The sequence below is a fragment of the Streptomyces sp. NBC_00878 genome (assembly GCF_026341515.1).
In the GTDB taxonomy this organism is placed as follows: Bacteria; Actinomycetota; Actinomycetes; order Streptomycetales; family Streptomycetaceae; genus Streptomyces.
Map to the genome: position 1 here is coordinate 3,480,903 of NZ_JAPEOK010000001.1, position 13,095 is coordinate 3,493,997.

7 protein-coding genes are annotated in these 13,095 nt (G+C 70.5%); 3 read left to right on the forward strand and 4 right to left on the reverse strand.

From position 1 onward, the window contains the following. Nucleotides 1–356 precede the first annotated feature (356 nt). Complete coding sequence (locus OHA11_RS14380; protein ID WP_266507173.1) at nt 357–1,421, forward strand: ATP-binding protein; 1,065 nt, start codon at nt 357–359, stop codon at nt 1,419–1,421. A 307-nt stretch (nt 1,422–1,728) separates the two neighbouring features. Continuing rightward, nucleotides 1,729–5,526, forward strand: a complete 3,798-nt coding sequence (locus OHA11_RS14385; protein WP_266496124.1) for a multifunctional oxoglutarate decarboxylase/oxoglutarate dehydrogenase thiamine pyrophosphate-binding subunit/dihydrolipoyllysine-residue succinyltransferase subunit — start codon at nt 1,729–1,731, stop codon at nt 5,524–5,526. 112 nt (nt 5,527–5,638) lie between these two features. Here OHA11_RS14385 and OHA11_RS14390 read toward each other — a convergent pair whose 3' ends face one another. From OHA11_RS14390 to OHA11_RS14405, 4 genes are read right to left on the reverse strand one after another with little or no spacing between them, the layout of a single operon-like run. Further along, nucleotides 5,639–8,650, reverse strand: coding sequence for an SAV_2336 N-terminal domain-related protein (locus OHA11_RS14390; RefSeq protein ID WP_266496126.1), 3,012 nt, complete (start codon nt 8,648–8,650; stop codon nt 5,639–5,641). Between the two features lie 3 nt (nt 8,651–8,653). Beyond that, nucleotides 8,654–9,628: a MoxR family ATPase gene (locus OHA11_RS14395; RefSeq protein ID WP_266496128.1), complete on the reverse strand. Its 975-nt coding sequence runs from the start codon at nt 9,626–9,628 to the stop codon at nt 8,654–8,656. 17 nt (nt 9,629–9,645) lie between these two features. Then, nucleotides 9,646–12,006, reverse strand: coding sequence for a trypsin-like peptidase domain-containing protein (locus tag OHA11_RS14400; protein ID WP_266496130.1), 2,361 nt, complete (start codon nt 12,004–12,006; stop codon nt 9,646–9,648). A gap of 20 nt (nt 12,007–12,026) precedes the next feature. Continuing rightward, the gene (locus OHA11_RS14405; RefSeq protein WP_266496133.1) at nt 12,027–12,452 is read right to left on the reverse strand and encodes a CU044_2847 family protein; all 426 of its coding nucleotides are present in this window, start codon (nt 12,450–12,452) and stop codon (nt 12,027–12,029) included. Between the two features lie 226 nt (nt 12,453–12,678). Between OHA11_RS14405 and OHA11_RS14410 the strand changes: the two genes are divergently transcribed. After that, nucleotides 12,679–12,861: a DUF6104 family protein gene (locus OHA11_RS14410; protein WP_018571400.1), complete on the forward strand. Its 183-nt coding sequence runs from the start codon at nt 12,679–12,681 to the stop codon at nt 12,859–12,861. Nucleotides 12,862–13,095 lie beyond the last annotated feature (234 nt).

Below are 13,095 nucleotides of genomic sequence, written 5' to 3' on the forward strand. Positions count from 1 at the left end.
CGCACGCCGACTCGGGGACGGGTACGTACACCGCCTCGGGTACGAGTGCGTATGCCGACACAGGTGCGTATGCCGACACAGGTGCGTACGGCGACACAGGTGCGTACGGCGACACGGACGCGTTCACCGACTTCGGTCCGGGATGGACGGCCGGCCCGGGTGCGCCGTCCCCCAACGGACCGAGCCCGGCGTTCGGTTCGGGCTCGGTGTCCGGGCTCAGTCCGGCACCGGACTCGAGTGCGGCGTCCGGGTCGGCGTCGGCCCCCGGGACGGCTTCCGCGTCCGCGGCGACGTCCGCTTCCGCGGCGGGATCGGCTGCCGCGGCGGGATCGGCGACGGGCACCTGGTGGGGCGACATGCGCCCCTTCTCGATCAAGACGAAACTCGGCACGCTGGTCGTCGTCTCGGTCTTCATCACCACCGGTCTGCTGATGATCGCGGTGCGCACCGAGACCGAGCTGCGCTTCATCACGGTCTTCTCGATGATCGCGACGCTGCTGATCACGCAGTTCGTGGCGCACTCGCTGACCGCCCCGCTGGACGAGATGAACACGGTGGCCCGCGGTATCTCGCACGGCGACTACACCCGCCGGGTCAAGGGCGCCGACCGCCGCGACGAGTTGGGCGACCTGGCCCAGACGATCAACCGCATGGCCGACGACCTGGAGGCCCAGGAGCGCCAGCGCAAGGAACTCGTGGCGAACGTCTCCCACGAGCTGCGCACCCCGATCGCGGGCCTGCGCGCGGTCCTGGAGAACGTGGTGGACGGTGTCTCCGCCGCCGACCCCGAGACGATGCGTACGGCCCTGAAGCAGACCGAGCGACTGGGGCGGCTCGTGGAGACGCTCCTCGACCTCTCCCGCCTGGACAACGGCGTCGTACCGCTGCGCCAGCGCCGCTTCGAGGTGTGGCCGTACCTGTCCGGCGTCCTGAAGGAGGCCAACATGGTGGCCTCCGCGCGCGCGGGCATCGCCTCGGGCTCCGGCAGCCACACACGTACGGACGTCCATCTGCACCTCGACGTCTCGCCGCCCGAGCTGACCGCGCACGCGGACCCGGAGCGGATGCACCAGGTCGTCGCCAACCTCATCGACAACGCGGTCAAGCACAGCCCGCCGCACGGCCGGGTCACGGTGAAGGCCCGGCGCGGCGACAGTCCCGAGTCGCTGGACCTGGAGGTCCTGGACGAGGGTCCGGGCATCCCGCGCTCGGAGTGGCACCGGGTCTTCGAGCGGTTCAACCGCGGCGGGGTCGTCGCCCCGCACGGTCCGGGCAGCGACGGCGGTACGGGCCTGGGGCTCGCGATCGCCCGCTGGGCGGTGGATCTGCACGGCGGCCGGATCGGTGTGGCCGAATCCCCTCGGGGCTGCCGGATCCAGGTCACTCTTCCGGGAGTGTCCTCGCTTGACAGGTTGACGTAGGGTTCAATTCGAGAGCCCAAGATCCATGAGTGAAACGTGTGATCGGGCAGCAGGACACGTGTCATCCCGCGGTCCTCGTACGGAGGCTCGGCCTTTTGGGGTCGCAGTCCTGAGTCGGCGTGTCACCGACGTGTCGGTTCGGCATCGGAACCTCGCTTGTTTCCCGCCATTTCCGCCACCGAAACACGCTTTTCGATGTGACTTACGCGACGATGACCAGGCCCGGACTGACCTTCAGGGCTGGGGAGGCGTAGCCTTTATTCCCGCTGTCCATCACCTTGTGAAGCGGAAGAGGGCGGTTGCCGCCGTGTCGCCACAGTCCCCCAGTAACTCGAGCACCTCGACAGAGGACCAAGCCGGGAAGAATCCCGCTGCTGCGTTCGGTCCCAATGAGTGGCTCGTCGACGAGATCTATCAGCAGTACCTCCAGGACCCGAATTCGGTAGACCGAGCCTGGTGGGACTTCTTCGCCGACTACAAGCCGGGCGGCGTCGCCGCCTCGGCTCCGTCGGGTACCGCGGCCGCGGGGGCCGCGGGCACCGCCACCCCGCCGAAGGCTCCTCAGGCCGCCCCTGCCGCACCCGCGGCTCCGGCCCCGGCCGCCCCCGTTGCGCCGAAGCCCGCGGCTGCCGCGCCGGCGAAGCCCGCCGCCGCTGCTCCCGCCCCGGCCCCCGCGAAGCCCGCCGCGGCCAAGCCGGCCGCCGCGAAGGCAGCGCCCGGGGGCCCCGTGTACTCCGAGGGTCCGGAGTACGTGACGCTGCGCGGACCGAGCGCCGCGGTCGCGAAGAACATGAACGCCTCGCTGGAGCTGCCCACGGCCACGTCCGTGCGCGCGGTCCCGGTGAAGCTGCTCTTCGACAACCGCATCGTCATCAACAACCACCTGAAGCGCGCCCGGGGCGGGAAGATCTCCTTCACCCACCTCATCGGCTACGCGATGGTGCAGGCCATCAAGGCCATGCCGTCGATGAACCACTCCTTCCTGGAGAAGGACGGCAAGCCGACCCTGGTCAAGCCGGAGCACATCAACTTCGGCCTCGCCATCGACCTGGTGAAGTCCAACGGCGACCGCCAGCTGGTCGTCGCGGGCATCAAGCGAGCCGAGACGCTGAACTTCTTCGAGTTCTGGCAGGCCTACGAGGACATCGTCCGCCGTGCCCGTGACGGCAAGCTGACGATGGACGACTTCACCGGTGTCACGGTCTCGCTGACCAACCCCGGCGGCCTCGGCACCGTCCACTCGGTCCCGCGTCTGATGCCCGGTCAGTCGGTCATCATGGGCGTCGGTTCGATGGACTACCCGGCGGAGTTCCAGGGCACGTCCCAGGACACCCTGAACAAGCTCGGCATCTCGAAGGTCATGACGCTCACGTCGACCTACGACCACCGGGTGATCCAGGGCGCCGCGTCGGGCGAGTTCCTCCGCATCGTCGCGAACTACCTCCTCGGCGAGAACGGCTTCTACGACGAGATCTTCGAGGCCCTGCGCATTCCGTACGAGCCGGTCCGCTGGCTCAAGGACATCGACGCCTCGCACGACGACGACGTCACGAAGGCCGCCCGCGTCTTCGAGCTGATCCACTCCTACCGGGTCCGCGGCCACGTCATGGCCGACACCGACCCGCTGGAGTACAAGCAGCGCAAGCACCCCGACCTGGACATCACCGAGCACGGGCTCACCCTGTGGGACCTGGAGCGCGAGTTCGCGGTCGGCGGCTTCGCCGGCAAGTCGATGATGAAGCTGCGCTCCATCCTCGGAGTCCTGCGCGACTCGTACTGCCGCACCACCGGCGTCGAGTTCATGCACATCCAGGACCCGAAGCAGCGCAAGTGGATCCAGGACCGCATCGAGCGCTCGAACACCAAGCCGGAGCGCGAGGAGCAGCTGCGCATCCTGCGCCGGCTGAACGCGGCGGAGGCCTTCGAGACCTTCCTGCAGACGAAGTACGTCGGCCAGAAGCGGTTCTCCCTGGAGGGCGGCGAGTCCGTCATCCCGCTGCTCGACGCGGTGCTCGACAGCGCGGCGGAGTCCCGTCTCGACGAGGTCGTCATCGGCATGGCCCACCGCGGCCGCCTGAACGTCCTGGCGAACATCGTCGGCAAGTCGTACGCGCAGATCTTCCGCGAGTTCGAGGGCAACCTCGACCCGAAGTCGATGCACGGCTCCGGTGACGTGAAGTACCACCTGGGCGCCCAGGGCACCTTCACCGGTCTGGACGGCGAGCAGATCAAGGTCTCGCTGGCCGCCAACCCCTCGCACCTGGAGGCGGTCGACCCGGTCCTGGAGGGTGTCGTCCGCGCCAAGCAGGACGTCATCAACAAGGGCGGCACGGACTTCACGGTCCTGCCCGTCGCCCTGCACGGCGACGCGGCCTTCGCGGGCCAGGGCGTGGTCGCGGAGACCCTGAACATGTCGCAGCTGCGCGGCTACCGCACCGGCGGCACGGTCCACGTGGTCATCAACAACCAGGTCGGTTTCACGGCGGCGCCCGAGTCCTCGCGCTCCTCCATGTACTCGACCGACGTGGCCCGCATGATCGAGGCCCCGATCTTCCACGTGAACGGCGACGACCCGGAGGCCGTGGTCCGCGTGGCCCGCCTGGCCTTCGAGTTCCGTCAGGCGTTCAACAAGGACGTGGTGATCGACCTCATCTGCTACCGCCGCCGCGGTCACAACGAGTCGGACAACCCGGCGTTCACCCAGCCGCTGATGTACGACCTGATCGACAAGAAGCGCTCGGTGCGCAAGCTCTACACCGAGTCCCTCATCGGTCGCGGCGACATCACCCTGGAAGAGGCCGAGCAGGCCCTCCAGGACTACCAGGGACAGCTGGAGAAGGTCTTCACGGAGGTCCGTGAGGCGGCGAACGCGCCGGCCGAGGCCCATGTCCCGGACGCGCAGCCCGAGTTCCCGGTGACCGTCACCACGGCGGTCTCCCAGGAGGTCGTCAAGCGCATCGCCGAGTCCCAGGTCAACATCCCCGAGCGCGTCACCGTCCACCCGCGTCTGCTGCCGCAGTTGCAGCGCCGCGCGGCGATGGTCGAGGACGGCACGATCGACTGGGGCATGGGCGAGACGCTGGCCATCGGCTCCCTGCTCCTGGAGGGCACCCCGGTGCGCCTCTCGGGCCAGGACTCCCGCCGCGGCACGTTCGGCCAGCGCCACGCGGTGCTCATCGACCGGGAGACCGGCGAGGACTTCACCCCGCTCCAGTACATGGCCGAGGACCAGGCCCGCTACAACATCTACGACTCGCTGCTGAGCGAGTATGCGGCGATGGGCTTCGAGTACGGCTACTCACTCGCGAGGCCGGAGTCCCTGGTCATGTGGGAGGCGCAGTTCGGCGACTTCGTCAACGGCGCTCAGACGGTGGTGGACGAGTTCATCTCGTCGGCGGAGCAGAAGTGGGGCCAGACGTCGGGCGTCACGCTCCTGCTCCCCCACGGCTACGAGGGCCAGGGCCCGGACCACTCGTCCGCGCGTCCCGAGCGCTTCCTCCAGATCTGCGCGCAGAACAACATGACGGTCGCGATGCCGACCCTCCCGTCGAACTACTTCCACCTCCTGCGGTGGCAGGTGCACAACCCGCACCACAAGCCGCTGGTGGTCTTCACCCCGAAGTCGATGCTCCGCCTCAAGGCGGCCGCGTCGAAGGCGGAGGAGTTCACGACGGGCGGCTTCCGCCCGGTCATCGGCGACGCGTCCGTGGACCCGTCCGCGGTCCGCAAGGTCGTCTTCACCGCGGGCAAGGTCTACTACGACCTCGACGCGGAGCGCATCAAGCGCGGCTCGACGGACACGGCCATCATCCGCATCGAGCGCCTGTACCCGCTCCCGGGTGCCGAGCTCCAGGCGGAGATCGCCAAGTACCCGAACGCCGAGAAGTACCTGTGGGCCCAGGAGGAGCCGGCGAACCAGGGTGCCTGGCCGTTCATCGCCCTCAACCTGATCGACCACCTGGACCTGGCGGTCGGCGCGGACGTCCCGCACGGCGAGCGCCTGCGACGCATCTCGCGCCCGGCTTCCTCGTCCCCGGCGGTCGGCTCCGCAAAGCGCCACCAGGCCGAGCAGGAGCAGCTGGTACGGGAGGTGTTCGAGGCGTAGACCTCGGACGCACGAGGCGCACGAGGTACACGAGAGACGTACGAGGCGTACGGCATCTCGCGGGGCCCGTTCCCAGATCCGTCTGGGAACGGGCCCCTGCCTGTGGGCCGTGTCAGTCGGGGGCGCCTGCGGGAGGGGCGAGTTGTGCCCGGAGCTCCTGGTACGCGTCGTCGGCGAGCGCCCCGAGCTCACGGTCGTCCGCTTCCCGCGCTTCCCGCACGGCCTGGCGCCAGTGCTCGGCCACCTCATGGAGCAGCGCGAAGTCCCGTGTGCGCCATGCCAGCTCGTGCTCGGCGCGGCCCAGCTCGTAGCAGGCGCGGGCGTGGATGCCGGGTGGCCCCTCGGCCCGGGCGGCATGGGCCAGGGCCTGTACGACGTCGCGCAGGTCGGTGTTCTCATCCGTCCGCGCGAAACGCACCTGCAGGGCCCGGCCGAGAAGCAGGTAACGCCGTACGGTCGCCGGCCCGCTCCCGACCGTGCCACGCGCCGCGTCCCCGAGTACCTCGACCGCCCTGTTCGCGACCTCTTCCCCGCCCTCCAGGCCGACCATGTCGAGCAGCGTCTCGCCCCATTCCTCCATCAGGGCCGATCGCTCGGGATCCCCCTCCCGCGCGTGGACGGCCGCACGGTCGAAGGCCTCGGACGCCTGACGAAGAGCGCCGGGGTCCTGCCCGGCCTCGTACCGTGCCCGATGGGTGCGGGCCATACGCAACAGCACGGGTACGCGCATGTCGGGGGCGAACTCCGCCGCGCGCTCCGCCTCTTCGAGCGTCCGCAGGACGACGGTCCCGTCCGCGCCGCCCGTCTCCCGGGCGCGGGCCAGGTCCATCAGCAGGGCGGTCATCCGGGCCGGTCCATCGGGTTCCGCCGCCAGCACGTCGCGGGCCGCGGCCAGTTCCTCGGCCGCGTCCGTCGCGTACTGCCGTGCCCGCGCCGGGGTCGTCCCGGCGATGTCCAGCAGGACCTGGCCCAGTTGGATGTGGAGATCGGCGGTGCGCGGTGCCCAGAACGACTGGGCACCGCCGATGGCCCGCAGTGCGCCGGCCGCCTCGTGCAGCAGTGCCTGGTCGCCCTGCGAGCGCCACAGCTCGTGCAACACGTCGGCCCGTTCGAGCACCACCTTCAGTCCGGGCCCCGTGTCGGGCGCGAGCTGCCGCGCGGCGCGTACGAGTTCCCTGTTCGCGTCCTCCAGACACGCCTCGGCCCCTCGGGTGTCCCCCGCGGTCTGCCGCAGGCGGGCACTCTCGCGCAAGAGGCGCCCGAGCGTGAGCCGGGCGGTGCCCTCCCACGGGGCCGTCGGCGTGCTCGGCCGGCCGAGGCAGCGCAGCACGACGCGTCGGCCTTCGCTCAGCAGGGCGGGGTCGCTCTCCAGTTGGTAGAGCGCCAGCAGCGCCCCCGCGAGTTCGGCCTCGGCCTCGCCCGTCCTCGCCCCGGCAGACCCCGCCACCAGATCCCGCAGCAGGTCAACGGCCTCCACCAACGCCCAGCCGTCACGCTCGCGCTCAAAGTTCGAGATCAGCTCGCGCGCCCGTACCAGCCCCTCTCCGGAGGACAGGCGGGGCGGCTGAGGGGTGGGCATGAAGCGCCGTACGACCTCGGCCGACACGGCGGCGAACGGTGCGGGCACACCATCGGCATCGCTGATGTCGTCCGACGGGCTCCGCCGGAAGACGGCCGGCGACTCGCTCCCGGACAACTGGGCCAAGGCCAAGGCCGGAAAGTTGGGGGCATGCCGCCCGAAGTGGGTCTCGACGTACTCCGAACAGTGCTTGAGCACCAGCGCGGCCTCGTCCCTGGCGAGGCTTCCGAGAAGCAGATCTCGTACGCCCGGGGCGAAGTCGTACCATGTCTCGCCCTGCGTGCCGGCCGGGTTGGCGTGCGACAGGATGCCGCCGAGCAGTACCTCCGCCAGCTCTGTCGGCCCCGACTCGCCTTTCATCATTGCTTGTTGGACGAGAAGCATCACGGGCAGCGCGAGTGGTGCGGCCGCCAGATAGACCGCCAGTCGCTGAGCCGTGGGCGAGGCGTCGGCGCGGAACCGGGCCAGCAGTTCGTGAGCCGTGCGCCGCGGTCCGTCAGCCGCCGGTACGGGGGGATGGTCCGCCCGCACCCAGGCCGCCGCGCCTTTGACACGGGTCGGCCCCGTGCCGGTGAGCAGACGTGCCCAACGCCCGAGGGCTTGCGACCACGGTGGCAGCACAGGGACGGGCAGTGCCCCCTCGCCTGCCGACAACGGCGCGCCGTCGGGGATGAACGCGCACTCCAGGCCGTCCCGGCCCCGCAACTGGATCATGCCCGGGCCTGGCAGGAGTGCGGTGCGCGACCACAGTCGCTGCGGCAGCGGTTGCAGCACCGCGACAGGTGCCCGATGCGCGGCGAGCCGGTTCAGGAAGCGCTGCGCCGCCCCGCTGCGCCAGAGCGGGCCCGCACAGTCACTGATCAGCAGGGTGAAGGTGCGGCTGGTGGGATCCAGGGCCGCCCACGCCGGGCGCGGGCGCTCACCGGTGCCCCGGCCGGTGGCCACGAGGAGTGTGCCGTCCTCGGCCTGGTGCAGTTGGTATCTCCGTACGTCATGGAACGCGCCGATCCGGGCGAAGACCTCCGTCAGTTCCTTCGCGGCCCTTTCCCACACGACCATCGACGACGAGGAGTCGAAGAGCAGTTGCAGTGAGGAGGCACGGCGGGTGCCGCCCCTGAAGACGGGCACGGTGATCCCCGTACTGGCCGTCAACTCCGCCGTGGCGTCCTCGTCCAGCATCGCGGTGGCGGAGCGAGCCGCGCCTCGGTGCCGCTGCAGTGGTCGCAGCGCCCGTTGCATGCCGAGCAGACCGGGCAGCGAACCCGGTGCCGACAGTGCGGCGGGAGGCACATGGCGTGGGGGAGCCACTTTGGGCGCGTCCAACACGTCGTCCCGCCGCTCGCCCTCGTGTCCCGTGGGCGCGAGAAGGCCGGGCGGCCGCCCCGAAGGCGCCCAGTGTGGCGTTCCCGACGCATCGGGCGCCGTGCTGCTCCCGTCCACCCACCGCGACAGCCACACGGCATCGGCGAGCGAGAGCGCGTCAGGCTCGCAGTCGCCGGCCCGCAGCCTGCGGATCAGCTCCTCCATGGGCACGCGCGTCGCCACGGATCATCCCTGCCTGTCCAGGGGCGTCATGAGCAGCTGGGCGAGGCGCTGCCGGGAGAAGGCCTCGTCGCCTGTGAAACCGGCCAGGTACACGGCATTGAGCAACTGGTCGACGGCGAGGAGGCCATCGCGAGACCGCTCGAGGTACTGCCAGATGAACTCCTCGCTCTCGCGGCTCGCCGCGTCACCCAGGTGCGCCTGGACCATCGATGCCAACCGCTCGTGGTTCGGCTGCCGCAGCTCCAGACGGAGGCAGCGTCGCAGCAGGGGTGGGGGGAAATCGCGTTCGCCGTTGCTCGTGAGGACGATGACGGGGAACGAGCGGCAGCGGATCCGGCCGTCGCGGATCGTGACGGGCCGGCCGTCGGCGGTGAGCACCTCGGACTCGGGGGTGCGGTCAGCGGCACGTTCCAGTTCGGGGATGGCGAACTCGCCTTCCTCCAGCACGTTCAGCAGATCGTTGGGCAGGTCGACATCGCTTTTGTCGATCTCGTCGATGAGGAGCACCCGGGGCCTGGCCCAGGGCAACAGCGCTGTGCCCAGGGGGCCGAGCCGTACGTAGCGGCCGATGTCGGCCGCGGCCCCCTCTAGTTGGGCGTCCTGGAGGCGGCCGATGGCGTCGTAGGCGTAGAGGCCGTCCCGGAGCGTGGACCGGCTGAACACCGGCCAGGTCAGGACTCGGCCGAGCCCCAGCTCGTGCGCGATCGCGAAGGGAATGGTGCTCTTGCCCGAGCCCGGCGCACCCGTGATGAGCAGTGGACGCCGCAGGTAGAGCGCGGCGTTGATGATCTCCAGCTCGTCGATCGACAGCCGGTAGGGGGCGTGATGGCCGAGGCGCCGGACGGCTACCCGGTCAGGGTCGCGGTCCGGGGGAAGGGCCGGCTCTCCGTCGAAAGCCCGCCAGGGCGGCGGGGGAGGCAGCCGGTCGATGTCGCCGTGCGGCTCCCCCGTCCCCCGGTAGATCAGCCAGTCTGTCACTCGTCGCTCCTCGGCCGTCACGGTGTGTCCAGGAGATCGGTCATGATCGCGGGTCGTTGTTCTGGATCGTGGAGCACCGCCAGGCCTCGGGCCCAGCGGGAGTCCGGGTGGTGCGGGTCGTCCGGGGCGGGCCTGTCGTCCGGGGCGAGCGATGCACGCAACGCGGCTACGGCGGCGGGCAGTTCCCCCGGACTCCCGATCCCGCCCACCAGTCTTCCCACCTCCGCCGCGAAACGCTCGCCCAGTTCGGGTGAGGCCTCCTCCCGCCGCCACACCACGGCGGCGGGGCCGGAGTCCAGGACGCGCCGGAGCGCTGTGCCGGCTCGGCCGCCGCCAACGGGCCCGCTGTGGAAGAGAACGGTATCGACCACGTCGGAAGGCTGCCGATCACCTTGGGCGAGGAGCGGTACCGCCCTCATGGCTCGGCCGGTGCCCCACAGAAGGTGTGCGCCTCGGGCGCCCGTGCCTGTTGCGGGGCGGTCGAAGGAGCGCTGGTCCACGACGTTTACGGGACGGACAACTCCCAGCCGGGACGTCTCGTGGCGCGAGGAACGGCTCAGCACCCACTCATCGACCGGGATGTCGAACAGCTCCTGGGGGAGCAGCACTTCGAGGGGAGCGACGTGCTCACCCGCGTCGGCCCGCAGGAACGCCTGGCGCAGTGCGTCGAGCAGGTCCGGCGGAGGGGCGCCGAGTTCCCGATGGTGGAACGGCCGACCGAGGGCCACGAGTTCCACGTCACCGGCATGGCCGACGAGCCGTACGGTCCAACCGTAGTGATCCTCCTGCCACCAGTCGGCGCGGAACTCCAGCAGAACCGCGGCCAGGTCGTCGAGGGGGTCCAGGGGGAGGGTCTGTTCGGCATCGGGACGGGGGCCGGATGCGCTGTGCCGACGAGCGCGGTCGGATGCGGAGCGCCAGGAAGTCCGGCGCGGGACTCGGTGCTCGTACGAAGGGAGCATCCCTGACCGAGTGAACGAACCGAAGGGGTCGGGCGGGTCGAGGGGGTGCAAGGGGGCGGCGAGTGGCGCGGTGAGCGGCACGTCGACGCCTTCGAGTGCGGGCTCCGGCTCCGCGACGCGGACGGGCGCCTGCGGCGCGTCCGCCCGCTCGGACGCGTTCCCCGGCTCGGCTCCCGGCATGCCCTCCGGGACGGCTTCCGGCACGGCGATTCGTGCCACGCGACGCACGCGGATCTCGACCGGTTCGGGCGGCTGCCCCAGGAGCGCCAACTCCTCCCGATCGGCCTCGGGCAGGGACGCCGCCCGGTCGAGGGCCCAGCCGCGCAGAGCGATGGCGGGCTCGGGGGCCCTCGCGTACTCACTGTCGGCGACCAAGATCAGGTAGGAGAGGACGGCCTTTTCCGCACTGCTCGGATGTGGGTCGTACAGCAGCCCGGCCCCGTCCCTCCAACTACGCGGCATCGCGATGCCCGAGATGCGCTGTCCGGGGCATGCCTCGTCGACCAGCCTCTCGATGGTCCCTACGTCGGGTGCCGGAGGAAGCTCCGCGAGCAGCCCCAACGCCTGGATCCGGTCGAGCGGACGCCAGCCCCTGCCGGAACTGGGCAGGCCGGACTGCACCGTCGCCCAGCTCTGGCTCCCGACTCCGTTCTGCCGCTGGGTGAGCCAGTGCCACTGGTCGTGAGCGAGGATCAGCTGCTGATAAGGGTCCTGGCCGAGCGCGCCGGCGGAACTCAGTTCGCGCAGGGAGGTGATCCTCACGCAGTTGCCGCCGCCCTGCTTGTTGTTCCGTGCCTTGATCACGCCGACGACCGCACCGCGTCGCGGGTCGACCAAGGGGCCCCCGGAGAGCCCTGCCTTGATCTCCCCTCCCTCGTCATCGAGGCGCATCACATGCGAACCGTGGATACCGGCGACGCTGCTGTTCCCCTCCCAGAGGCACAGGGAGCCGTACTCGTCCCGCGCCCAGCCCCCGTACAGCAGTTTCCCGCCGAGCCCGCTGGGTGGTGTGGACAGATCGGAGAGCCATACGCAGGGGTGCTCGACCGGCTCGGTGAGTTCGACGACCGCCAGGTCGGGCGTGGGCCACAACCTCCGCTTGGCCTCCGGCACTTCGTCCACTCCGGGCACACAGTGGAGGAGGCGCCCCGGCACCGTCGCCGTCTCTTCACCGGCCCCGCGGCGGTACGTGATTCTCAGCGCCTCGTTCCCTCGCCACACGCGGCTGCTGCCGGAGGCCTGGGCGAAGATGTGGGCACAGGTCAGCACCCTGCTCGGGGCAATGAAGAATCCGCTTCCCCACAGCTCTGAGGCATCCGGCTCCGAGGCAGCCGATGGCTTGTGTGCCGGCGTTCCGTGGATTCGCACCGTGGCGTCGTTCACCATGCTGCGCAGTTGCTCATGGGCTTCGGGCATGGCGTCGACCAGCGCTCGGTTCAGTGGCCGGGGCCGTCCGGTGCGCCGGCCGGCCCCGGATCCGTTCCCGTGCCGACAGCGGCGCCGTCAAGAGCCGCACCGCCCCTACCGCGGTCCCGGCCATCACGCCAGGTGAGCGTCACGACGACGGATGCCTTGGCCTCACCGTCGGTGAGGACACTCACCACTCTCCCCGGCTTCGCCGCGAGCTCCACCCCGAAGGCCACGCTCACCTCGTCGGGAGCCACCGCCGCGGTGGCCTCCCGCATGGTGGTGGCGACACCCTTCACCAGCTCGGTGAGACCTTCGACCCGGGCCGTGAGCGCCTCCGAGAACCCCGTGTCCGTGTACTCCTCGGATCCCCAGGCCAGCAGTTCTGTGTCTGTGACCCGCGCTTGTACGACCGTGCCGTCCGGCAGCTCGATCTGCGTCACCTCATCGGCCATGCGCCCCGCCCCTCCGCACCGGGACTTCAGCACGTGATGCCGACCCCGTTGACAACGGCCTCGATTATCCGACGGACAGCACCTCGCGCGCGAGACTCCGAGCACATTCCTCGGCCCGGATCCCACCGGACCGCGCCGGATCCCGCCGGATCCCGCCGGATCCCGCATGAGTGGGAGCCGGTTAGCCTGGTGACGTACGTTTCAGTCGACTTCTTGCGGAGCATCCGTGTACTTCACCGACCGTGGCATCGAGGAACTGGAGAAGCGGCGCGGCGAGGAAGAGGTCACCTTCGAGTGGCTCGCCGAGCAGCTGCGTACGTTCGTCGATCTCAACCCGGACTTCGAGGTGCCGGTGGAGCGGCTGGCGACCTGGCTGGCACGCCTGGACGACGACGAGGACGAGGAGTAGGTCCGGCCGGGGCTGACGACCGGGAGGGCCGGCCCGGGGGACTCACCGGGAGAATCGACCGGCGGGCTGCCCCGGTCAGCAGTGAGGGCGCATGGGCCGTACGCCGGTCCGGGCGCCCTGTGCGCCACCAGGAGCGCGTCCCGCCGCGAACCAGCCAGGCCTCTGCGTCGGCGTACGCCCACAAGCCGCCCCGTCAGAGGGCGCGCACCTGCGGAATCCGCGACTCACGAGGCA